Here is a 23,566-nt window from a genome sequence, read left to right as displayed (position 1 = left end):
TGATATACTGATTTTAATCATAAAATCAAGATGGAAGGAAGAAGCTATGAACTTAACTAAATTACAAGAATGGCTGCAAAGTACCAATTGCGATGTTGCCTACATTTCTAATCCAACGACAATTGCTTACTTTACAGGATATGACATGGAGCCACATGAACGAATCTTTGCCCTTTTAGCATTTAAAGATCAAGATCCGTTCGTCTTTGTTCCAGCTTTAAATGTTGAAGAAGCTAAAAATTCAGCTTGGAACGGTGATGTATATGGTTATCTTGACTCAGAAGATCCCTGGGCAATTATTGCTGACAAAGTGAAAAGCAGAACCAAAGAATACCAAAAATGGGCTTTAGAAAAAAATAACCTCTCTGTTTCCCATTATCAACTCATCCATGAGCAATTTCCAGATGCTAATTTTGACGGTGATGTTTCTAATTTTGTTGCAAAAATTCGCTTATATAAAACACCGGAGGAAATTAAGCAATTGCAAGCTGCTGGCCGTGAGGCAGACTTTGCTTTTCAAATTGGTTTTGACGCCATTAAGGAAGGTGTTACTGAAAGGTATATTGCTGGTCAGATTGAATATCAGCTAAAGGTACAAAAAGGCGTAATGCATGAAAGTTTTGAAACCATTGTACAAGCCGGTGCCAACGCCGCTAATCCTCATTTAGGTCCTACTATGAATAAAGTTAAGCCTAACGAACTGGTTTTATTTGATCTTGGTACTATGCACAACGGTTACGCTTCTGATTCCAGCAGAACAGTTGCTTATGGCGAACCATCATCCAAAGAAAAAGAAATTTACGAAATTGATCGCGAAGCTCAACAAGCTGCAATTGACGCAGTGAGACCGGGAATGACAGCTTCTGAATTAGATAGTGTTGCTCGTGATATTATTACTAAAGCGGGCTATGGTGAATACTTTATTCACCGTTTGGGTCACGGCATTGGTAAAGAAGTACACGAATACCCTTCAATTGTTCAAGGCAACGATTTAATCATTGAAGAAGGTATGTGTTTTTCAATTGAACCTGGTATCTATATTCCTAACGTAGCGGGGGTCAGAATCGAAGATTGTGGTGTTGTAACTAAAAACGGCTATGAACCATTTACTCATACAAGTAAGGAACTAAAAGTTTTACCTCTTTAAATAAACTCACTTTATTTATTGCATAAAAATGGCACTGACAGATTTTATTTTCTGTCAGTGCCATTTTACTAAAATCGTATTTATGGTCTAGAATATGGATCAGCAGGTGCATCTGCAGGGCCTTCAGGCTTTGGGTCTGAGGGTTCCGAATGATTAAAATCATCTGGACCCTCTGCATGGTGCAAGTCATCAGCTACATCTGCAGCATGATCTTTTTGCTGTACATCAGTATCTTTTGAACTATCAATAACGATATCATCAAAATCTTTCAGTTCAGAATCATCTTCTACATTCTTGGGGAATGAGGCCAGTTGATTCTTTACAATTTCAGTACCGTTATCATATTTTTTCTTTAAGTCTTGAACAGTTTCATTGTTCTTAACTTTTTTCTTCAGTTCGTCAATTTGTTCATCACTGACTAATAAGGAACCAGCTAGGAACCCTACAGCACTTCCGACAATAGTACCTAAAACAAAATTTGCAAAATTTTTCATAAAAGTAACTCCTTTTACTAATCTTCACCTTTACGCCGCTTATGCCGTGCAAACACTGATGCTAAAGCAGAAGACATCAACCCGTTACGTTTCCAATGAAAATTATTGAAACGCTTTGCCATATTTCTGGTAGATGTGTTGACATCCGAAACGCTTTCGCCTAAATCAGCTGCTGCTTGCACAACAGGATCAATAGTTTTCATTTTAACATTAACATCTGCCAGCAAGACATTAGTTTTATCAAGCAAATCACTGGTTTGATGAAGTAAATCATTTACATCCCCAGTGACCTGTTGAATTGACTCGTTAGCACTCTGGATCGTTTTTTCTGCTTCTCTAGTCGCTTTTGCGGCACGTATAAGCACTGGAATTGTGAAAAGTACTAAAATTAATAATGCAATGGCGGCTATTAAACCTGCTAATGCACCATAAGAAAATTTCATCTTTTACCTCCAATTCTATACCTAAAAAAAGTCTAGCATGAAAATGCTTCAATCTCAATCTATATGTAATATTTTGTTATAGTTAATATGCATATACGAAAGGTAATTATTATGGATAAAATATTTCAAATCAATAAAAACGTGCTTAAGTTTAACTGGGACAGGCTGGGAGAACAAGTTCTGACAATTATTTGGCAGCTCATAGTTTCAGCTTTAGTTTTTTACCTGATCGACCATGTTGGTAAAAAAATAATTAAACATTATTTAGAGCATAGTAAAAGAAAACAAAATAAGAGAACTCAAACAGTTACTGCATTAATTAACAGTATCTTTGAATACACTGTGATTTTTTTCTACTTGTTTGCTGTTTTATCTATCCTAGGTATTCCAATTGGTACGCTGCTTGCGAGTGCTGGTATCTTTTCTCTGGCTTTAGGGATGGGAGCCCAAGGCTTTGTCAGCGATTTAGTTAACGGCTTCTTCATTTTAAGTGAAGACCAGTTTGACGTAGGAGATATTGTCTCAATCAACAATCAAACTGGAGTAGTGGTTCAGTTGGGATTAAGGACTACCAGACTTAAAGGGTCTGATGGTTCTCTAATCTACATCCCCAATCGTAATATTTCAATCGTACAAAATTTAGCCCACGGTGGCATTGGCTTAGATATTGAAATCCAACTAAAAGCTAATAACGATTTTGCAAAAGTTCATAGTCTTATTGAACAGGTAAACAAAAAATTGAGTACCGATATTAATTTTTTAGTGCAAGAACCTAAAATTATTGGCATCGCTACGCAAACAGCACAAACTGTTAATTATGTGGTTCATTTTCAAGTTAAACCCGGTTATGAAAAAGAAGTGCAGGATAAATACTTAACGCAGTATTTAAACGTCCTGCAAAGCAATCAAGTTCTTTTAGCAGAATAAAATAAAAACTGATAAATGTCTTTAATACTTTTCCAGTAAAAAGTATTAAAAATAATATTTATCAGTTTTTTAGATATTTATTCAAACTGAGCGAGCCAGTTTGGTAAACACTTTAATAATTTGGCGAGTGCTTTTCCTCGGTGAGAAAGACTATTTTTTTCTGCAGTTGTCATTTCGGCAAAAGTTTTCTGCTTTTCCGGTACATAAAAAAGCGGATCATAGCCAAAGCCGTCTTCACCTTCAGGCGCTGGTAAAATTAGGCCTTCACATTGACCTGAGACAACCAAATCTTTTTCAAAATGACCTGGCATTGATACTACAATTGTAGTATTAAATCTAGCTGTTCTTTTTGCTAACGGCACACCACCAAGCTCGGCCAGTAATTTAGCATTATTCTTCTGATCATTATGCTCAGGACCGGCAAAACGCGCCGAGTGAACTCCAGGAGCACCATCAAGTGCATCAACCATTAAGCCGGAGTCATCCGCTATTGTCAGCAGCTGACTATAGTCAGCTAATTCATGTGCCTTTAGCTTAGCATTTTGCTCAAATGTTGTACCGTACTCATCAACAATTGGCGGCCTATCTAAATCGGCATTAGTCTTAACTGTGAGGTTAAGCGCAGCTTTTTTAAAAGCTGCGCTTAATTCTTTCATTTTGCCCTGATTAGTTGTTGCAAATAAAACTTCCATTTTTTCTCCTTTCTTCTTAAAGGTGTTTTGCACTAACGTATTGCTCGTCTAATACTATTTTACCCAATTCGTTAAACATTCTGACGTCCCCCGTTGTGTAATACTCGTGCGCACCATCATTAGAATTACTGCCAAAAAGGCCGTCACGTTTCATTACATTATACGTGTATTGCGCTACCTGGTCAGCTGGATCAATAATTTGAACATTGGGTTTTAAACATTGTGCAAACTCACTGCGAATAATAGGATAGTGCGTACATCCCAAAACGAGAGTATCTATGTCCAGCTTGTTGATTGGCAGCAAAAGTTCTTGCAGTGCAGAAACATACGCCTGATGACCTGCATCAGCTTCAATTAGGGGTACAATCTGAGGGGCTGCTATTTCATGCACAACTATTTGGGAATCACGCTTTTGAATCTCCTTTTGGTATGCATTTAAACTAACAGTCATTTTTGTCGCCACAACTGCCACGTTTTTGTTTTTAGTAGCTTGCGCTGCCGCTAGAGCGCCCGATTGAATTACGCCGATAATTTGCGGCTCAATCTCTTTTTGAATAGCATTCATAGCTACTGCCGTGGCAGTATTGCAGGCAAAGACAATTAGTTTAACGTTTTTACTTAATAAAAAATTAACACTTTGCTTTGTTAGCGCAATAATTTCCGCCTTAGACTTATCACCATAGGGAACATGAGCATTGTCACCAATGAAAACAGTTGATTCATGAGGCATTTTAGCAATTATTTTTTTGACTACCGTTAAGCCGCCAACTCCTGAATCTAATAAGCCAATTGGTCGATTATCCATATTAAAAGACTCCCTAAATAATTTATACTTCAGTCAATTTTACGGTAAAATAAAAGAAAATAAAAGGGATGAATTTCTTTATGCAAGACAATAACCAGCAACATGAACATGTTTATTTTGTAAATCAGCTTTATCGGGACTTTTTACTGCCAACGATCTTAGGCAAAGACAATGATGTAATTCTATATTGGGGTGGCAAGCGCATAGCCCGTAAATATGACTTAGCGTCCTTTGAAGATGTAGCCAGCTTTTTTACAACTACTGAATTTGGCAATATTGAAAAAGCAAGAGCCCATCATAGTGAAAAAATTTTCAAATTAACCGGACAAAATGTAGCCGATCGGATTAGCAGTGGTAATCAGGAATTTTCCCTTGAAGCAGGAATAATTGCAGAAGCAGTTGAAAAAGAAACTGGTCGCACTACTGAATGCGAAATTAAGGTTGATGAACATAAAAAAATAGTAAAATTAATCGCCAAATTTGATTAAGCGCTTTGAAACAAATAATTTAGTTTTTTACCATTTTTGCAATATTATTAAAGTAAGAATGGAGGAAACAAAATGCTTAGAGAATTTAAAGAATTTATTCAACGGGGCAACGTTATCGATTTGGCTGTTGGTGTAATCATCGGCGGAGCTTTTACCAACATTGTTAATTCATTGGTAAACAATTTAATTAATCCCCTTTTGGGTCTATTTATCGGACGAATTGATCTTTCCAATCTGGTATTTAAAGCCGGAGGTGCTACTTTTAAATACGGTGAATTTATCAATACTGTGATTAACTTTTTGATTATTGCATTCATCGTCTTTTTGCTAGTTAAAGCTGTCAATAAAGTAATAAGACATAACGACCAGCAACAACCAGCTGGCCCAACCGCTGAAGATTACTTGAAAGAAATTCGCGATCTATTAAAAGAAAAAAGCAATTAAAAAAATTCCTGCAGTTGCAGGAATTTTTTAATTGGTATATTGATCCAAAATTTGACTCAATTTTGCTTTAGGTGTGTAACCCGTAATGCGATCTACAATTTCACCGTTTTTCTTGATTAGCAAAGTCGGAATAGCCATAACTCCCAAAGAGCTTGGTACTTCCTTGTTTTGATCAACATCCATTTTGGTAAATTTAACGTCTTGTCTCTCCTCAGCCAATTCATCAACTACCGGAGATTGCATTTTGCACGGGCCACACCAGGTTGCCCAAAAGTCCGTTAACACGACGCCATCTTTTGTTTCTTCTTCAAAGTTTTGATCTGTAAGTTCATCAACCATTGAAAAAACCTCCTTTAAGGAAAATATTTTTATCTATTGATATTTTCATTATAGCAACCAGACTTACTTTTTACAAGTAAAGTAAATTATTGCAAATGCACAATGGTTGCACCATTTCCGCCCTCGTTTGCAGGGGCGTAATTATAACTTTTCACATGCTTATTCGTCCGTAAATATTGCCAAACGCCTTTTCTAATAGCACCAGTACCTATGCCGTGAATAATGGTAACAACATCTAAACCAGCTAACAGCACCGAGTCAATATAGCGATCTAAATTAGTCATTGCTTCATCATAACGCTGACCGCGCAAATCGAGCTCACTTTTAGCATTGCTACGCCTGTTTGCACTAACTGCACGCACTTTCGAATGAGTTTGCGGCTTTTCATGCTGAGTGCTTTTTTCAATGTCGCGATCACTGACTTTAACTTTAATAATACCCATCTGGACCTCATATTCATGTTCAGACAACTTTTTGGTAATCGTACCAGTTTGCCCATAAGACAGTACTTTTACCTGATCGCCTACATTAACATGGTGTCTTCTTTTTTCGCGTTGCAGAACACGATTATGAGCCAGATTTTCGTTTTGTCGTTCAAGCTGATTAAATTCACCCTTGGCGGCAATAATTTCGTTTTGTTTAACATTACCTTTTTGCTGCTCAAGTTGTGTAATGATTTTATCAGCTTTTTTACGGCTTTTGGTAACTACTTCATTAGCTCTTTCCTGAGCAAATTCCAGCTGCTTTTGCACACGTTGATTGTACCAATCGAGTGCTTGCTGCAATTTCTTTTCCAACTTTTTAGCACGATCAAGACTGGTAGTTAAATGACTGCGGGCATCTGAAACAGCCTTAGTTTGCTTCGTTAACTCAGTAATCATTTGGTTAATATCAACGTTTTCATCACTCATTAGCCCCTGTGCTTTTTTAACCACGTCTTCGCGCATCCCTAATCTGCGCGCAATTGCAAATGCGTTACTGTGACCAGGAATACCAATTTGTAAACGGTATGTTGGCGACAAGGTCTTTAGATCGAACTCCATTGATGCATTAGTTGTTCTTTCACGATTATAGCCATATAGTTTCAGTTCTGGGTAATGGGTAGTAACGATAATTTTAGCTTTCTTTTGCCGTAAAAAGTCCAAAATACTGATTGCCAGACTTGCGCCTTCTTCTGGGTCCGTTCCTGCACCAATTTCGTCAATCAAAACCAGTGTCTTGGCATCGACCTTTTTCATTATTTTGACAATGCCATTAATATGTGAAGAAAAGGTACTGAGTGATTGCTCAATAGATTGTTCATCCCCAATATCTGCGCAGATGTCTTTAAAAACACCGGCTTTGCTTCCTTCTGCAGCAGGAATAAACAGGCCTGATTGTGCCATTAACTGTAAAATACCCACTGTTTTTAATGTAATCGTCTTTCCACCAGTATTTGGACCAGTAATCAACATAGTATCGTAATCTTCACCCAGACGGATATCATTGGCAATAACTGTTTCAGGATTAATTAAAGGATGTCGTGCTTGTAAAAATACAAGTGACTGATCATGAGTTAACTTAGGCTCAGTTGCTTTCATAGCATGAGCTAATTTCGCTTTTGCCTGAATAAAATCGAGTTTAACTAAAGCACCAGCAATCGTATCAATGCTATCAGCTTCCGGTCGCACTAGATCAGACAAGTTACGCAGAATATGACTGATTTCTCTTCTTTCTTGTGCCAGAAGGTTTTGCTGACGATTATTGAGATTTAAAACTGCACTAGGTTCAATAAAAAGCGTTTGGCCACTGGCACTTTGATCATGAACAACGCCGCCAAATTTATTGCGGTATTCTTGTTTGACCGGAATAACATAACGTTCATCACGAATTGTCACAATCTGCTCTGACAAATACTTGCTGCTACTACCCTTGATATAGCCATCCATTCTCTGCTTAATTTCTGCATTATTGCTTTTGATTTCATGACGTAAATGGGCTAATTCGCTGGAAGCAGTATCGAGAACTTCTCCATCAAAATCTAGAGAACGATTAAGTTTGTTATACAAACTTTGAGGTACATCTAATTGTGCCAAAATAGAATCTATGGCGGTTAAATCTAGTTTTTCCTCATCAATTTCACCAAAAAATTCATTTGTTTCATTTGCAAGTGCCAAAACTAATAACAAATTACCCAATTCCTTGGCGTTTAAGTTTGCCTTGATCCGCAAACGCTTGGTACTTGCAGTAACATCAGCAAAATCTGTCAATGGCAATTGCCCTTTAACCCGCAAAATATCAGCACCAGCAAGAGTTTGCTTCAAACTAAGTTCAACTTGAGCAAAATCATTACTTGGCAGTAAGTTGAATGCTGTCATTTTAGCTGGTGTAGTAATCGCCATTTGTTGTAATTGTTCAGTAATTTTGGCAAATTCTAAAGTTTTTAATATTTTATCATTCATTATTTTTCTAAATTATTAATCTTTAATAAAAAAGGCTGGCCCAGCCAGTCTTTCTTATTCACCACTTAATCGGTCATCGTCCAAAAATGTATTTAAGACTCCTTGGACCATGTTCCACTCATCATCTGCTTCAATCTCGTGTAAATCACTACTGGTAACATCACCTGCGGAATCTGAATCATAGCTGAATGCTAAGACTTCAATTTCGTCATCATCACTAGCAGCTGCCGGATAGAGCAAAACATATGATTTATCATAATCATCTGAATGAAACGTAAATAAAATTTCGTATAATTCCTCATTACCCTGATCATCAATCAGGGTAATCTGACGGTCATCACCGTTAATTTCTTGTGCCATATTAATCCTTTCGGTTTAGATCCAAATAATTCTGTAAAATCAAAACAGCAGCCATTTGGTCAATAACTTCTTTGCGCTTATGGCGATCGTACATTCCTGCCTCTTCAACTAAAACTCTTTCAGATTCTACTGTCGTTAGTCTCTCATCTAAATAATGCACTGGCAAACCAAACTTTTTCTCCAGTCTTTCACCATATGCTTTACTGCGATTAACTGAAGCACCTGAAGAGCCATCCATGTTTTTAGGCAGACCCAGCACAAAGGCCTCTGGTTCATATTGGCGGACAATTTTTTTAATTGCACGCATACCAAAATTATAACGCGTTTCATCGATGGGGATGGTTTCAACCATCTGCGCAGTTATTCCTAATTCATCACTAACAGCAACGCCTACTGTCTTTGATCCAACATCTAAACCAACTAGTCGCATTATTTATCTTTTCCAAGATAATTCTTGACAAGCTCTTCGATAATTTCGTCGCGTTCATGCTTCAAAATTAAATTACGAGCATCATTATGCCGTGGAATATAAGCCGGATCGCCAGACAATAAGTAGCCGACAATCTGGTTAACTGGATTATAACCCTTCTCTTCCAAAGCATTATAAACGTCTTGCAGAGTATCATGAACATTTTTGCCTTTATTTTCGTTAAAGTCAAAATGCATTGTCTTATCTAGCGAACTCATAATTATTCCTCCTAGCATAATTTTACTTGAAAAACAGCACAAACTCAATTAATTATTTTTCGGAAATCGTTGTAACCACCGTCTGAATAGCCTTTTCAAGACCTTCAGGTTTTTTGCCACCGGCTTGAGCCATGTTTGGTCGACCGCCACCGCCACCACCAAAGATTGGTGCGACTTGTTTAATTAGATCTCCTGCTTTAAGCCCCTTTGCCAAAGCTTTATCACCTAAGCTAATAATCATATTGGCCTTGCCATCACTGGCAGTTCCTAAAACGAGCACATCAGACTTCTGACCACTCTTCCAAGTATCAGCGAACTCACGCAAATCATTCATGCCACCGGCATCAACTTCTTGAGCAATAATGGTCAAATCTCCTGCTTGTTTTACATCATTAAAAATTGAATTTGCTTTACTCTGATTAATTTGCAAGTTTAAATCTTCAACCTGCTTTTGACTATCATGTAATTCCTGTTCAAGGGAATCAACCTTATCAATAATATCTTCGGGCTTGGTCGATTTTACTTCCGCTTGAATATCATCCAGGAGTTCAGATCTGTTAGCCAGATATTCGTAAGCCTTTTTAGAAACAACTGCTTCAATTCTTCTCATTCCAGCACCAATGGCAGATTCAGAAATGATTTTAAAAATACCTATTTGGTTAGTATTAGCGCAATGAGTACCACCACAGAATTCAATAGAGAAATCTTGCATTTGCACAACTCTAACTTTATCACCGTATTTCCCGTCAAACAAAGCCAAAGCTCCCATTTTTCTACCAGTATCAGGATCGGTAATAGTAGTTTTGACATCAATTGCTGCCCAAATCTTTTGATTTACCAAGTTTTCAACTGATTTAATTTCCTTAGCAGTCATTGGTTCAAGTGCAGTAAAGTCAAAACGCAAATAATCAGGTTCCACCAAACTGCCGGCTTGATGTGTATGTTCACCCAGAACGCTTCTCAAAGCCGCATGCAACAAGTGTGTGGCTGTATGTGAGTGGCGCAGGCCTTCGCGGCGAACTCTGTCAATTTTTAGAGTGTATTCTTCACCCCTTTTCAGAGGTAAAATCACATCGACAAAGTGCATATTTTGATCATTTGGCGCGTGCTGCACATCAGTTACCTGAGCAACCAGTTCACCTTCCTGATTATAGACATTACCGTGATCTGCTACCTGGCCACCACGTTCACCGTAAAAAGGAGTCCGGTCAAAGATTAAAACCGCATTATCACCATCTGCTCTATCAACTAATTGGTCATTGACTATAATATCAATTAATTTAGCATGTTTTTCTTCATAAACACCATATTCAAACTCTGATTTATCCTTTAAGTTCATCAAAGTTTCATCCTGCGCACCCATCGATTGCAGATTACCCCGAGCTTTACGCGCACGCTCTTTTTGGGCCTTCATTTCAGCATCAAAGCCCTTTTGATCAACCTTTAAGCCTGCATCTTGTGCAGTTTCAAAAGTCAATTCATAAGGAAAGCCATAAGTATCAAACAACTTGAACGCATCTTTACCGGTAATTGTTTTATCTTCAGAGTTTTGGGCCTTGGCAATCAAGTCATCAAGTAAAGTTAACCCAGATTCAAGAGTTAGCTGGAATCTTTCTTCTTCATTTTTAATTACTTTGGCAATAAAGTCCTTTTGGTCTGTAACCTCCGGGTAATGACTCTCCATAATCTTACCGACCACTGGGACAAGTTGGTAAAGAAATGCACCCTTAATTCCTAAACGTTGACCATTTAAATCGGCACGCCGAATCAAACGGCGTAAAACATAGCCTCTACCTGTATTTGATGGCAATGCACCATCAGCAATGGCAAAACAGACAGTCCGTACATGATCAGCAATAATCTTAAAGGCTGTCGTATCTGCCTTGTTTGTGCCGTACTTTTTAGCAGCAGTCATTTTTTCAGTTTCATGAATAATTGGCAAGAAGAGGTCAGTTTCAAAGTTAGTTGGTGCGTCTTGTAAAATAGACAAAACACGCTCTAGGCCCATACCAGTATCAATATTCTTGTGTGGCTGATCTACATATTTGCCATTTGCCAAATGATTATATTGTGAAAAGACAATATTCCAAATTTCCAAGTAACGGGCATTTTCACCGCCAGGGAAGTTTTCAGGATCATCTTCTGCCACATCGTTATTTTCTTGACCACGATCATAGAAAATTTCAGAGTCAGGACCACAAGGACCTTCACCAATATCCCAGAAATTTTCTTCCAGTTTAACAATATGGTCCTCAGGCATACCAACTTCAAGCCAAATTTTATGTGCTTCTGTATCTTTAGGATAAACCGTACAGTAAAGTTTTTCCTTATCCAAATCGAGCCAGTCGGGACTGGTCAAAAATTCCCAAGCCCAGGTAATCGCTTCTTTTTTGAAATAATCGCCCACTGAAAAGTTACCCAGCATTTCAAAAAAGGTCTGGTGTCTGGCAGTTTTACCAACATTTTCAATATCATTAGTTCTAATGGACTTTTGTGAACTGGTGATCCGGTGATTCTTGGGCACTACTGAACCGTCAAAATACTTTTTCATCGTTGCCACACCGGAATTGATCCACAGCAATGTTGGATCATCTTGCGGAATCAATGATTGACTGGGCAATACCATGTGGCCGTGCTGCTTGAAGAAATCCAAAAACATCTGTCTAAATTCTGAACTTGTCAGTTTCTTCATCAAATATATCTCCCTTTTTGCCAAAATAAAAACACCGTTGCTTATCTTAAGGACGCCTTTAAACGCGGTACCACCTCAATTGCAACAGTGTTTGTTACCTCTTAATTATTTTATTTATGTGAACTGTAAGGAGCATCTTTTAAGTAACAGTAAGCCATTTTCACCAGGCGGCTCTCTCTTTGAACTGTTATTCTTAAAAAACATATCTTAAGTTAACAGTAATTGTACTACTTGCACAGTTTTTGTCAATAACAGGCCTATTAAGGTAAAATTTAAACTCAAAATGCCCTAGTCCTTATTTACGATAAAAATCATCAAAAACGGTTACGGGCAAATGCCGTTTGTGTTCACTCTTACGCCATAAAGATTCGATTTTTTCAGCTGCTTCTTCAGAAACTTCGTGCCCTTCTAAATAGTCATCAACATCCCTGTAGCTGACGCCGAGTGCAACTTCATCAGGTAAGCCAGGCTTATTTTCTTCCAAGTCTGCTGTGGGCGCTTTGTGATACAAATGCTCCGGACAATTTAAAAACTTGAGCATCTGTTTTCCTTGGCGCTTGTCTAAACGAAACAGCGGAGTTAAATCTGCCGCACCATCACCATATTTGGTATAAAAGCCGCTGAAGTTTTCAGCTGCGTGATCCGTCCCCACAACTGCACCATTATGGGCACCAGCAATAGCATACTGCACTACCATGCGCTCGCGCGCCTTAATATTGCCCTTATTAAAATCGGTAATCTCCTGCCCAGCTTCATTCAAAGTAGAAACTAAGGCATCAACAGCCGGTTTAATATTAACTACCAAGTCTTGATCCGGTCTTTGAAAAGCCACAGCATCTGCCGCATCTTGTGCATCAGCTTGAACTCCATAAGGCAAGCGAACTGCAATAAATTGGTATGAATTATCGCCAGTTTCACTCCTCATTTCCGAAATTGCCATTTGACATAGTTTTCCTGCCAACGTAGAGTCTTGTCCACCAGAAATACCCAATACATAAGACTTTAAGAAGGTATTTGCTTTGAGATAATCTTTTAAAAAATCAACTGAACGTCTAATTTCTTTTTGCGGATCAATTTGAGGCAAAACATGCTCATATTTTATAATTTCTTTTTGTAAAGGTCTCATTGTGCAGTATCTCCTTTATTGATTTTGGTGCGAATATCCTGAATAATAGTCATTTTACTGTCATATAAATCTTGAGAAAGATCAACAGGATATTCCTGGGGGTTCAAGCTGCGCTTGTATTCATCCCATAGTCCGTCCAGATTGGCTGCACAAAAGTTCTTAATATCTATTAGTTTGGGCTTTTGGTATGTTAATTTGCCTTTAACAAAAATATCTTTTAAAAGTGGTTCTGCAGTGTAATCAGTCACCACTTTATTGATATAAGAATATTGCGGATGAAACATGTACAATGAATCAAATTTACGCGGATCTACGCCGGCCCGTGCAATCCAGTCACCTTCATTTTTCTTAGCAGTATTAGCTGAGATACGCCAGACTTGTTTTTTACTTGGAGTTGATACCTTTTCTACATTCGAAGAAATTTTTAAAGTGTCACGCATATGGTGCTGATCATCTTCAATTGAAACTAATTTATAAACAGCTCCTAAAGCAGGCTGGTCGTAAGCCGTAATATATTTAGTCCCTATCCCCCAAACATCAATTTTTGCTCCTTGCATCTTTAAGCTCGTAATCGTAGTTTCATCCAAATCATTTGAAGCAAAAATTTTAGCGTCAGTGTAACCAGCATTATCCAGTTCCCGGCGTACTTGCTTTGAAATATAGGCCATGTCGCCCGAATCAATACGCACGCCTTGGAAGTTAATCTTGTCACCCATTTCATCGGCAACCCGAATTGCATTTGGTACGCCGCTTCTAACCGTATCGTATGTATCTACCAAAAAGACGCAGTCTTTATGCGTTTCCGCATATGCCTTAAATGCTTCATATTCACTGCCAAAGGCTTCCACCAAGGAATGGGCATGTGTACCAGAAACTGGGATACCAAATAATTTGCCTGCACGAACATTACTGGTAGAATCAAAACCGCCAATATAAGCAGCACGAGTGCCCCAAATGGCAGCATCTGCTTCCTGCGCACGCCTAGTACCAAATTCCATCACTCCGTCGCCTTGAACGGCCAGCTTGACTCTAGCAGCTTTAGTTGCCAGTAAAGTCTGGTAATTAATAATATTTAAGATAGTTGTCTCAACCAATTGACATTGCGCAAGTGGACCCTCAACTTGCAATAAGGGCTCGTTTGCAAAAGCAATCTCTCCTTCAGGCATCGATCGAACAGTAAGCTGCATTTTCAAATGACGTAAATAATCAATAAAATCGTCATCATAGCCAATTTCTTCTTTTAAATATTTTAAGTCACTTTCTTTAAATTTTAGGTTTTGTAAATATAAAATGACGTGTTCTAAGCCTGCATATACGGAATAGCCATTGCCAAAAGGTTCTTTACGATAGTAAACTTCAAAAACAGCATTGCGCTCAGAAATTCCTTTTTTAAAGTAGGTATACATCATATTAATTTCATACAAATCTGTATGAAGGGTTAATGAATCGTCTTCATCCAATTCTTGGTAAAACATTCTGTCCTCTTAACTAAATCCACTAATATTTTTGTTTTATTATAAACATTTGTGGCCTTTTTAACAAACTTACCAATTTAAACAATATTAGCGTAAACACGTAAAATACTATCTAGCTGCTGGTGTAACGAAAAATGCCCCTCAACATAATTCTTTTCAAGTTGCGCCATTTCTCTGAGCAGAGTTTTAGGCGTGTTCACAGCTTGCTTTAAAGCTGAACAAATTGAATCTATATCACCGATTTTGGCAACAAAGCCATGTTCTTTATCTGGTATCATCATGTTAATATCACCAACGGCAGTTGACAAAAGCGGCAACAGATTATCGCTTGCTTCCAGCAAAACTAGAGGAAAGCTCTCAGAATAAGATGTCAGAACAGCCAAATCCATTCTGCGATAAAGATTTTTTAACTGTTTATGTGTCATGAAACCTTGAAAAGTTACTTGTGGACCCAAGTTTAATTTTTGCGTCAGGTCCTTTAGTGATCTTAATTGAGAACCGTCTCCGGCAATAAACAAATGAACATTAGCATTATTTAATTGTTTTAGAGCCTGCAGTAACAAGTCTTGGCCCTTAACTTTTTCAGTTCTGGCTACGTTTACAATATTAAAGTTGGGATGCTCATATTTAGCAGGGATTTGACTGTCTGCATGAAAAAAAGTACCGTTGTAAATCACGTGAACTTTTTCCCGCTTGATTTTAGCTTTTTCAACTAACAAATCAGCAAATCTTTTAGTAACAGCAAAAACGCAATCCGCTTTGCGAATGGCCTGAATGTTTAATTTGGTAAAAATTTTCCCTGTGAAGCCGCGATCAGCAAAATCAAGATAAGGATTGGAATGAACGGTTACACACCATTTTGCGGTAATTTTGTGCCTAATTAAAGAGACAAATAAGTTAGCCCGCGCACCATGTGTGTGGACAATACTAAAGCCAGCATTATTAATAAAATGAGCCAGCTTATTTAAGCCGGCCAAGTCATAGCGACTATTGATGCCCAAAACTTGCACTTTTAATTTTGCAGTCCGTGCAGCTTGGGCAACTGGGCCATCAGCTAAACATAATAACGTAAAATCCTGCTGTTCATTTTTTGCCTGTTTTAGCAAGTTAATAATATGAGTTAAGCCACCACCATTTTCAAGCCCGGCATTAACATGCAAAACCTTCATAATTAGATTTTTTCCTTTTTTGACTGATAAACTTCATGCACAAAATGAGGCAAAATCGTCATTCGCTTTAAGCGTGAGGGGTTTTTAAGCAGACGGTAAAGCCATTCTAAATGGACATTTTGCCATGTTTGAGGAGCACGTTTTACTTTACCCGAAAAGACATCAAAGCTGCCTCCTACTCCCATCATTAAAGCTGGCAGGAGATTTCTCCGGAGAATGGATAAAAGTTGTTCTTGACGGGGTGAACCCAAGGCGGCAAAAACTAAATCCGGTTCTGTCCGTTCAATTTGGTAAGCAATTAGTTCCAGATCTTCTTTAAAATAACCATTTTCAGCTCCTACTAGCTGTATGTCAGAATATTCTCGTGCAATCTTAGCCTGAATCGTATGCATCACTTCTGAGCGAGCGCCAATTAAATAAACTCTGAGGCCCCGATCATTTGCCAGCTTCATTAGCCAAGTAAATAAATCATAACCGGTTACCCGTTCTTTAAGTGGCTGACCTAAAATATGACTTGCTTTGACAATGCCTATACCGTCAGCAGTAATATAGTCAGCATCATAAGTCAGGATCTTCATAAATTCAGGGTTTTCATTTGCTGACATGACAATTTCAGGATTGGCAGTAACAATAAAAGTTGATTGGTGGGTATTAATTCTGCCAATAAATTCATTTTGAAATTGATTAAAACTTTTATTATCGAAATTTACACCTAAAACATTTACCTTAGCCATAGCTATATCTCCTAATCCGCAATTTACCTTATTTTACCAAAATAACAACCAGTTCAGAATACGCTTTACCTTTTCTATAAATATGATACTATTAACTCGTCAAAATGATAGGAGTACGGGAACTATGAAAAAAATAATCACTTATGGCACATTTGATTTATTGCATTACGGTCATGTTCGTTTACTAAAAAGGGCTCGTGAACTAGGCGATTACCTCATTGTTGGATTGTCTACTGATGAATTTAACCAGTTGCAAAAGCACAAGGAGTCCTATAATAATTATGCCGAACGCAAATATATTCTTGAAGCAATCCGCTACGTAGACCAAGTTATCCCGGAAAAAGGGTGGGAACAAAAAATAAGCGACATCCAAAAATATGATATTGATACTTTTGTTATGGGTAATGACTGGCAAGGCAAGTTTGACTTTTTAAAGCCCTACTGCCAAGTAGTTTATTTGCCACGCACACCAGGAATTTCCACCACTAAAATCAAAGATGATTTAAAATAAAAAAGCTCTGAACTAACTAAACATAGTTAATTCGGAGTTTTTTATTTGGCAAAGGTAAATTCAAAGCGATCCGCAACATAGTTTGCCCTTGTATATTCAAATGGCATGCCATTTGATAATTCAGTTACCTGCAAGCGCGTGATTAACGCTTCACCTTTTTTGGCATCAAGAAGTCTGGCCGAGTTTTCATTTGCAACGGCTGCAGAAATATATTCTGTTACACGTCCTACTTTATAGCCATTTTTTTCCAATGTTTGGTATAAATGTGAAGAAATATCAGCTTTTGACATATTTTTAACCAAGTTTTGCGGAATAGAAACGACTTCATAACAAATTGGAACATCATCCGCATAGCGAATACGTTCCATCCGTAGAACTTCCTGCTTATCATCCAGATTAAGACGCTCCATCTCCGATAAGGAAGGCTTACCAAAGCGATAGGATATTAGCTTACTAGAAGGTGTTTGACCATTTGCATGAGTTATATCAGTAAAAGACATAACGCCCGACATTTTTTCCTGCACTTTTTGATTGGCAACATAGGTACCACTACCAACCCGCTGCTCTAAAATGCCTTCATCTTCTAAAGTTTTAATTGCTTGACGCAAAGTCATCCGCGAGACACCAAATTTTTGAGCTAACTGTCTTTCTGCTGGAATTTTACTACCAACTTTATAGTCGTGATTTTCAATTTCACGTTTGATTTGATTATGAATTTTGATGTACATTGGTTCTTCCATAAATATACCCCCATTACACATCTTATATAATCTAAATTGGTCTACTTCGTATGATATGTTACAAATTATAATAAAGCAAGCTATTTATTTTTTAGTGGTCTATTTCATGCCCCATAAACGGAATTCTGCATTTTGTCCGCATTCCACCATAATAGAATCATCACTTGTTGCGATGACGCTAGCATGCAAATGAGCCTGATTTTCGACAGCTAAAGTAGCACCGTTAGAATTGAAAATCAGATCATGGCCCTCAAATTCTGCCTGATCACTAAGAACCAAAAAATACTCATATTCATTTCCGCCATTAAAAGTTGCCCGTCTAGAATTGCAATTAACTTTATTTTGAAAATCGGCATGATTAACGATAACAGAATTATTCAGGGTGATTTGGGCTTCTCCGGTAGCAATCAAACGGTCAATTCTACTATTTTGGATAATCACATGCGGCTCTTTTTCAAAATAAATACCGCCTTTAAACTCACTGCCAATAATATTAATCCAAGTTTTATCTGTAATGAACATTGCCGTATCTTCTTGTGACAAAAGCATACTGTTAAGCATGTTTAGCCAAGCTTGCCCCTGAATAAGCAATGCATTCACAACAGTATTATTAATATCTAATTCCACATTTGACTTGCTAAAAGTATCAATACTGCCATGAATACGTGAATTATTAATAACAGCGGTGCCATGCCCTTCAAGTGCTAGAGCACCAATGTCTTTCACAGTATTTTTAATAGTTGAGTCATTCATCTCTAAGCGAAAATTCGAATCGGCAAATAATGACACAGAACCATTCATAACCACTGTTGAGAATAATTCCAAGGTGACTTTGCCATTGGCAGCAATAACCGCTGTATCACCACCAAAGCCTTTGACGATACAGTTGCGCAATGACAAAAAAGTATTAGCTTCGGCCGGAACGAACAAACTATTCGCATCAGTTACCGTGTTGATGCACAAATTCTCTAAATTAACAAACTGGCTGCCTGCATCAATATTGATAAAGCCTAATATTGTTGTGTCTTCTGGAAGATTACCTGTCCCCTTAATAGTAATATCAGATAAGAAAATTCCTGCGGGTAATTCATAAAATCCCGGCTCCAGAAGCAAAACATCATCAGCACGTAAATCATTTAAGGCATTGTGCCAGCTAATTTCTTTACCTCCAGCACCAACGCGCACAAGTCTTGACATATATTTCCCTTCTTAATAAAAGTTAGCTCTTACTATTGTACTATCATTGAAATAAAAATAGGTAAACTTTAACAACCAAATTTTTAAGATTTAAAAAATCATTTGCAATATTTTAAGATAAAATGCTGCATTACCGTTAATTATTAGAGGCCAAGATAAATACCAGTTTAAATAGTAAAAATCAAGGAGCAATTCACTTGACTAGCACGAAGCTAGAGATTTCACTAAAATTTATGGCAGTCAGCCTGCGTTATAGCTAACAGGGGCAAACAATTTCAGAAATAGAAATCCCGTAACATTTATTGAAAACAGATATGCAAATAACAATTCTGAGCCGACAAAAAAGACGACTCACAAGAGCCGTCTTTTTTTATTGGGTTAGCTGGATTCGAACCAGCGCATACTAGTACCAAAAACTAGTGCCTTACCGCTTGGCTATAACCCAATAATGATGGAGGAGGGTGGATTCGAACCGCCGAACTCAGAGAGAGCGGTTTTACAGACCGCCGCGTTTAGCCACTTCGCTACTCCTCCGTCACGCACGTTAATTATAATACCGAAAAACGTGCGCGATTGCAAGCAAAATTTGCCTAAAATTACTTCTTATTTTCTTTAACGAACTTTTCTAGTCGTTGAAGCCCCTTTTCAATTTGATCCATTGAAACAGCATAGGAGAATCTAATATAACCTTCTCCGCCTTCACTAAAGCTGGATCCGGCAGAAACCGCTACGTGTGCCTTGTCAACCAGCTCATAAATGAATTTATTATCATCTTGCTCAAAACCATCTGGTATTTTAGCAAAAATGTAGAATGCACCTTGGGGTTTAGCACATTCAAAACCTATTTTGGTCAATCCAGCATATAAAGTGTCACGCCGTTTTTGGAATTCTTCTTTCATTGGCAAAGAATCATCCATGCCGTTTTTAAAAGCTTCTTCAGCTGCATCTTGCATAGGGGTTGGTTCAGTAGTCGTTATTGCCTGGTGAATTTTTGCAATTTGTTGCAAAATATCTTTTGGCGCACAGACAATACCAATCCGGTAACCAGTCATGGCCCATGACTTGGAAACGCCGTTCATTAAAATTACTTGGTCATGCAATGGTTTTTCCATTGATGCATGAGGTTGATCATAGTTCAATTCACTATAAATTTCATCACATAGTGCAAAAATTGGTTTATCGCGAATAACATCCGCCAAAGCATCCAATTCATCTTGACTATACATTACCCCTGTTGGATTAGTAGGATAATTCAAAACCAGCATGCGAACCCGGTCACCATATTTGTCAATTACCTTTTGCAATCTTGCCGGGGTCAATTTGAAGCCATCATTTGATGTGTTTACTTTAACTATTTCAATGCCTTCATTAATTAAACCTGCATCACTCATATAAAGTGGGAACAACGGAGTAGGAACAACCATAATATCGCCAGGATTCAGAGTTGCCATAACTGAATCAAAAATTGACTCAGTAACACCATTTGTAACCAAAACTTCAGTTTCGGGATCATAATTTTGACCATATTTTTTACTTAAAAATTGACTTGCTGCTTTACGCAAACCAATTGTTCCGTTTGAAGGAGCATAGTGAGAGTGATTCTCATCAATTCCCCTTTTTGCTGCTTCCTTAACGTGATCCGGTGTATTAAAATCAGGCTCACCTAGAGTAAATTTCACAACATCCGGAATTTTACTGGCATAATCCGCAAATTTTAAAATCGGATTAGAAGGGGATTCAGCCAGACCTTTTCGTACATATTTAATTAAATCTGCCATATTTTCACCTAACTTTCTTTTTAGTTATAAAAATTATACCTTTTAAAAAATTATTTTTCTACAATATTTTTTTAATTTCAAACTAATTTAGCAAAAAAGGCCTTACAACTAAATAAGTTAAGACCCTTCTAAAATTATTAGTTTTAATATTCGGTTATCCCTTTCCCTGTATTTGATCTCGTAATTTAATCATTAAAGGATAATTATTAGTAAAAATTCCCGCAACATGTTCTTGAAAATACTTCTTAGCTATTTGCGGGTCATCAACCGTCCAAATTCGCTCGGTAACTGCCTCGCGCGTTGGAAGCAATTTACCTGGATGGATACCAGCAAAATGATTATCTTTGACCAGCTTAGCTGAATTAACTACTTCTTCATCCGTTAAGTAACAATAAATTTGATTAGGATCAATTTCTTGACAGTTCTTCAGAGTGACATAGTCAAAGGATGAATAAATAATAGGATGCATAAAATGATATAGATAAGCCAAACTTAAAACGGTTTTTTCAATACCATGATAGTGAATGATTCCGGTTTTAAATTCCAAATTTATTTGAATATCTTTATTTTCAAGAAGCTCAAATAATTCCTGCAAAGTGGGTACGGGTTCACCGTTTGATAAATGTAATTTTCTCAGCCTTTTAAGGGTGAAGTCCTTGATATAACCGGTGCCATCTGTTGTACGGTCAACTTTTTCATCATGCATAACTACTGGGACACCATCTTGTGTCAGGTGAACATCAAATTCAACGCCTTCAGCACCATTTGCAACAGCATTACGAAAGCCTTCCATAGAATTCTCTGCAAATTTAGCAGGATAGCCTCTATGTCCAAATACTATTGTCTTACTTTTACTGCTATTCATATTTTTGTATTAGTTAAACCTCATCAAAAAGATAAACATTACAAACAAAACATAATGAGTATAATAAACCCATTTAGCTATTTTTTAAATATGAAAGACTAAAAAAGTAAAGAAATTTTGCAATGCATTTTGGGCAAAAAAAGACAGGTCCTTTACAGACCTGCCATTTTTCGGGTTGGGTGTTCGTAAGAACAATTGGGTTAGCTGGATTCGAACCAGCGCATACTAGTACCAAAAACTAGTGCCTTACCGCTTGGCTATAACCCAATACCATTTGAGCTTTTACTTGATTGCTCAACAGTAAATAGTATAGGAAATTGTGTCTTGCAAGTCAAGTACAAAATAACTTTTTTCCCGCTATAAATTTAATTCATAGGCGTTTCTAGCGCCATTTTCAGTTTGGTCAACCTGAACAATCCCCCGATATTCAAAGCCTAAACCTTTTATTAAGCCCTGCATCCGCTTATTGACCGCGTGGGTATCAATACGAAAATTACGAATGCCAAGCATGAGCCCGCGAGAGATTAAATTGGACATCATAAATTGGCTGAGGTGTTGCCCGCGAAATTTGGAACTAATGGCAATTCGGTGAATTGTGGCATATTGCTCCTTGTTATTAGACCAGGCTCCAGCTATTTCAGCATAGTTAGGATCTGGTGTTGTCAGCAAGACCGCGACACCTGCTATTTCCTTATTTGCTACGAGACAGTATGCGCGCTTAAGATTTATATCTTCTGTCAGTATTTCACGACTGGGCGTGCCATTCTGCCATTGGGGATTACCGTCTTTTTTTAGCAACGCTTTTGCTTCATCAATAATGGTCATGATCTGATCAAGATCTTCTTTTTCAGCCATCCGAATATAAATTAACATTTTTCTTACCCTACTTAAAAATATATAGAAATAATTGTAAAACAAAAGCAGCCCAATTACTAGGCTGTTTTTTACGGTTTAAAACCTTTATTATACTTTTTACTGTTAACTACATAGGTGGGAACGCTAATAAAATGCAGAGAACAAACATTGTCATTATGGGAAATACTGAAGCCATAATAGTTGTAATCTCCATCGTGAAGCGACCCTTGTGTATTAAACAAATCTCCAGCATGCTCCCATTCTTGATAGTAGCTTCTGTTAGATCGTTCCTCTTCTCCACTGCCAACATAACCAAATATCATTTGTTTTAAGCCAAAATAAACGCTTTTCTTTAATTCGGTCATAGACATTGTCTGACTAATATTATAAAAGCCGGCCATATCTTCGACAAAATTATCATCAAGATTAAGGCCATTAGCATGGCAAGCACGAACAATACCCGGAACATAGTGACTATCTTTAATAGTCTTATTATTCTTACTATATTCCAAGGCAATATCAGCTGCTAACTTACCGGTTCCATTACTTTCAACCCAAGGTGACAAATTTAGGTCACTCCTAGCTTCATTAATAAGACGAAGTGAAAAAGCAGTTAGATCGCTAATTTGCTTAGGTGTAAGCTGATTTAAGTCAACTTGAGTCAAATCATCAGCTTTACTTTCAGACACTTTAAGGCGGCTGAAATCATTAGCTTTCATCCCTCGCATTGAAGCATTGACAAAATTCTTAGTAGGTTTGCCTTGATAAGCGAGCAGCAATTCGCTTTTAGTGTAACCTTTTGGTAATTTCATTTTTGCCTGAGTATATACTCTGGGAAAACTTTTCTTAACGACTTTAACATCCTTAGCTAAAATCCAATGAGAATTGTTACCGATTTTATAAGCAGGTCTTTTTTTCTTACCAATTTTTTTCTTCGCACTATATGGATAGCTATATTTAGCTTTTGCATAAAAATTAGAATGCTTTCCAGACATTTTATATAGGCGAACTTTCTTCTTCTTTTTAACTTTAACATAGCCCTTAATAGTGGCTGCTGCTACTTGTTCAGTCCCGCCTAGAGTTAATCCTGGAATGGTAATTAAAAAAATAATATTAACTACGGCAATAGCAAATTTGCTTTTCTTCATATTCTTCCT

The 23,566-nt window shown here is 37.5% G+C and carries 25 protein-coding genes and 3 tRNA genes; 5 read left to right on the top strand and 23 right to left on the bottom strand.

All coding sequences use genetic code 11. The annotated features are described in order from the left end of the window. The first annotated feature begins 46 nt into the window (after positions 1 to 46). Entirely contained in the window at positions 47 to 1,147 is a 1,101-nt protein-coding gene (locus F5ESL0259_RS02085) for an aminopeptidase P family protein (protein ID WP_122037318.1), read from the top strand. A gap of 80 nt (positions 1,148 to 1,227) precedes the next feature. On the opposite strand, the gene F5ESL0259_RS02080 is transcribed toward F5ESL0259_RS02085, so the two are convergent. Continuing rightward, positions 1,228 to 1,641, bottom strand: a complete 414-nt coding sequence (locus F5ESL0259_RS02080; RefSeq protein WP_046324458.1) for a YtxH domain-containing protein — start codon at positions 1,639 to 1,641, stop codon at positions 1,228 to 1,230. A 17-nt stretch (positions 1,642 to 1,658) separates the two neighbouring features. Further along, entirely contained in the window at positions 1,659 to 2,084 is a 426-nt protein-coding gene (locus tag F5ESL0259_RS02075) for a DUF948 domain-containing protein (protein WP_046324457.1), read from the bottom strand. Positions 2,085 to 2,195: 111 nt separating this feature from the next. Here F5ESL0259_RS02075 and F5ESL0259_RS02070 point away from each other — a divergent pair, with 111 nt between their 5' ends. Further along, positions 2,196 to 3,011, top strand: coding sequence for a mechanosensitive ion channel family protein (locus tag F5ESL0259_RS02070; RefSeq protein WP_122037317.1), 816 nt, complete (start codon positions 2,196 to 2,198; stop codon positions 3,009 to 3,011). A 77-nt stretch (positions 3,012 to 3,088) separates the two neighbouring features. Here F5ESL0259_RS02070 and F5ESL0259_RS02065 read toward each other — a convergent pair whose 3' ends face one another. Next, the gene (locus F5ESL0259_RS02065; RefSeq protein WP_122037316.1) at positions 3,089 to 3,703 is read right to left on the bottom strand and encodes an XTP/dITP diphosphatase; all 615 of its coding nucleotides are present in this window, start codon (positions 3,701 to 3,703) and stop codon (positions 3,089 to 3,091) included. A gap of 16 nt (positions 3,704 to 3,719) precedes the next feature. Beyond that, on the bottom strand, positions 3,720 to 4,508 hold the full coding sequence (gene murI / locus F5ESL0259_RS02060; protein ID WP_046324454.1) for a glutamate racemase: 789 nt from the start codon (positions 4,506 to 4,508) through the stop codon (positions 3,720 to 3,722). A gap of 68 nt (positions 4,509 to 4,576) precedes the next feature. Between murI and F5ESL0259_RS02055 the strand changes: the two genes are divergently transcribed. Together F5ESL0259_RS02055 and mscL are read left to right on the top strand one after the other, a co-directional pair. Further along, positions 4,577 to 4,996, top strand: coding sequence for a DUF2507 domain-containing protein (locus F5ESL0259_RS02055; RefSeq protein ID WP_110445685.1), 420 nt, complete (start codon positions 4,577 to 4,579; stop codon positions 4,994 to 4,996). Positions 4,997 to 5,068: 72 nt separating this feature from the next. Next, a complete protein-coding gene (mscL, locus tag F5ESL0259_RS02050) occupies positions 5,069 to 5,440 on the top strand; it encodes a large-conductance mechanosensitive channel protein MscL (protein ID WP_046324453.1) in 372 nt (123 codons plus the stop codon). Positions 5,441 to 5,467: 27 nt separating this feature from the next. Here the strand turns inward: mscL and trxA are convergent, their stop codons facing one another. From trxA to F5ESL0259_RS02000, 10 genes are all read right to left on the bottom strand, one after another. Next, positions 5,468 to 5,779 (bottom strand): thioredoxin, encoded by a 312-nt coding sequence (gene trxA, locus F5ESL0259_RS02045; protein WP_046324452.1) that lies wholly within the window; start codon positions 5,777 to 5,779, stop codon positions 5,468 to 5,470. Positions 5,780 to 5,865: 86 nt separating this feature from the next. Next, on the bottom strand, positions 5,866 to 8,220 hold the full coding sequence (locus tag F5ESL0259_RS02040) for an endonuclease MutS2 (RefSeq protein ID WP_122037315.1): 2,355 nt from the start codon (positions 8,218 to 8,220) through the stop codon (positions 5,866 to 5,868). Positions 8,221 to 8,274: 54 nt separating this feature from the next. Then, on the bottom strand, positions 8,275 to 8,580 hold the full coding sequence (locus F5ESL0259_RS02035; protein WP_046324450.1) for a DUF1292 domain-containing protein: 306 nt from the start codon (positions 8,578 to 8,580) through the stop codon (positions 8,275 to 8,277). A 1-nt stretch (position 8,581) separates the two neighbouring features. After that, positions 8,582 to 9,010 (bottom strand): Holliday junction resolvase RuvX, encoded by a 429-nt coding sequence (ruvX, locus tag F5ESL0259_RS02030; protein ID WP_046324449.1) that lies wholly within the window; start codon positions 9,008 to 9,010, stop codon positions 8,582 to 8,584. Beyond that, complete coding sequence (locus tag F5ESL0259_RS02025) at positions 9,010 to 9,267, bottom strand: IreB family regulatory phosphoprotein (RefSeq protein WP_038521496.1); 258 nt, start codon at positions 9,265 to 9,267, stop codon at positions 9,010 to 9,012. The genes ruvX and F5ESL0259_RS02025 overlap by 1 nt, the downstream gene beginning before the upstream one ends. Before the next feature lie 52 nt (positions 9,268 to 9,319). Then, positions 9,320 to 11,959, bottom strand: a complete 2,640-nt coding sequence (gene alaS, locus F5ESL0259_RS02020; protein ID WP_122037314.1) for an alanine--tRNA ligase — start codon at positions 11,957 to 11,959, stop codon at positions 9,320 to 9,322. Between the two features lie 295 nt (positions 11,960 to 12,254). Beyond that, on the bottom strand, positions 12,255 to 13,085 hold the full coding sequence (gene nadE, locus F5ESL0259_RS02015; RefSeq protein ID WP_046324447.1) for an ammonia-dependent NAD(+) synthetase: 831 nt from the start codon (positions 13,083 to 13,085) through the stop codon (positions 12,255 to 12,257). Next, positions 13,082 to 14,560 (bottom strand): nicotinate phosphoribosyltransferase, encoded by a 1,479-nt coding sequence (locus F5ESL0259_RS02010; protein ID WP_122037313.1) that lies wholly within the window; start codon positions 14,558 to 14,560, stop codon positions 13,082 to 13,084. The genes nadE and F5ESL0259_RS02010 overlap by 4 nt, the downstream gene beginning before the upstream one ends. 77 nt (positions 14,561 to 14,637) lie before the next feature. Then, the gene (locus F5ESL0259_RS02005; RefSeq protein ID WP_122037312.1) at positions 14,638 to 15,729 is read right to left on the bottom strand and encodes a glycosyltransferase; all 1,092 of its coding nucleotides are present in this window, start codon (positions 15,727 to 15,729) and stop codon (positions 14,638 to 14,640) included. 2 nt (positions 15,730 to 15,731) lie between these two features. Beyond that, positions 15,732 to 16,463, bottom strand: coding sequence for a WecB/TagA/CpsF family glycosyltransferase (locus F5ESL0259_RS02000; protein WP_110445679.1), 732 nt, complete (start codon positions 16,461 to 16,463; stop codon positions 15,732 to 15,734). Positions 16,464 to 16,587: 124 nt separating this feature from the next. Here F5ESL0259_RS02000 and tagD point away from each other — a divergent pair, with 124 nt between their 5' ends. Next, complete coding sequence (gene tagD / locus F5ESL0259_RS01995) at positions 16,588 to 16,974, top strand: glycerol-3-phosphate cytidylyltransferase (RefSeq protein ID WP_110445678.1); 387 nt, start codon at positions 16,588 to 16,590, stop codon at positions 16,972 to 16,974. Positions 16,975 to 17,015: 41 nt separating this feature from the next. Here the strand turns inward: tagD and F5ESL0259_RS01990 are convergent, their stop codons facing one another. The 9 genes from F5ESL0259_RS01990 to F5ESL0259_RS01950 form a co-directional block, all read right to left on the bottom strand. Continuing rightward, a complete protein-coding gene (locus tag F5ESL0259_RS01990; protein WP_122025740.1) occupies positions 17,016 to 17,714 on the bottom strand; it encodes a GntR family transcriptional regulator in 699 nt (232 codons plus the stop codon). A 99-nt stretch (positions 17,715 to 17,813) separates the two neighbouring features. Continuing rightward, positions 17,814 to 18,911, bottom strand: a complete 1,098-nt coding sequence (locus F5ESL0259_RS01985) for a hypothetical protein (RefSeq protein WP_122037311.1) — start codon at positions 18,909 to 18,911, stop codon at positions 17,814 to 17,816. Between the two features lie 373 nt (positions 18,912 to 19,284). Continuing rightward, a tRNA-Gln gene (locus tag F5ESL0259_RS01980) sits at positions 19,285 to 19,356 on the bottom strand. A 7-nt stretch (positions 19,357 to 19,363) separates the two neighbouring features. Further along, positions 19,364 to 19,445: transfer RNA gene (locus F5ESL0259_RS01975), tRNA-Tyr, on the bottom strand. Positions 19,446 to 19,507: 62 nt separating this feature from the next. After that, positions 19,508 to 20,689, bottom strand: a complete 1,182-nt coding sequence (locus F5ESL0259_RS01970) for an aminotransferase class I/II-fold pyridoxal phosphate-dependent enzyme (protein ID WP_122037310.1) — start codon at positions 20,687 to 20,689, stop codon at positions 19,508 to 19,510. Between the two features lie 154 nt (positions 20,690 to 20,843). Next, positions 20,844 to 21,554, bottom strand: coding sequence for a glycerophosphodiester phosphodiesterase family protein (locus F5ESL0259_RS01965; RefSeq protein WP_046324439.1), 711 nt, complete (start codon positions 21,552 to 21,554; stop codon positions 20,844 to 20,846). Positions 21,555 to 21,749: 195 nt separating this feature from the next. Beyond that, positions 21,750 to 21,821 (bottom strand) — tRNA-Gln (locus tag F5ESL0259_RS01960). 90 nt (positions 21,822 to 21,911) lie between these two features. Then, positions 21,912 to 22,427: a GNAT family N-acetyltransferase gene (locus tag F5ESL0259_RS01955; protein WP_122025736.1), complete on the bottom strand. Its 516-nt coding sequence runs from the start codon at positions 22,425 to 22,427 to the stop codon at positions 21,912 to 21,914. Between the two features lie 71 nt (positions 22,428 to 22,498). Then, complete coding sequence (locus F5ESL0259_RS01950) at positions 22,499 to 23,557, bottom strand: SEC10/PgrA surface exclusion domain-containing protein (RefSeq protein WP_122037309.1); 1,059 nt, start codon at positions 23,555 to 23,557, stop codon at positions 22,499 to 22,501. Positions 23,558 to 23,566: the final 9 nt, after the last annotated feature.

This window comes from Lactobacillus sp. ESL0259 (assembly GCF_003693045.1).
GTDB classification, from domain to species: domain Bacteria; phylum Bacillota; class Bacilli; order Lactobacillales; family Lactobacillaceae; genus Lactobacillus; species Lactobacillus melliventris.
Note: the sequence above shows the minus strand (reverse complement) of the source record. Positions and strands in the feature narration are given on the sequence as shown.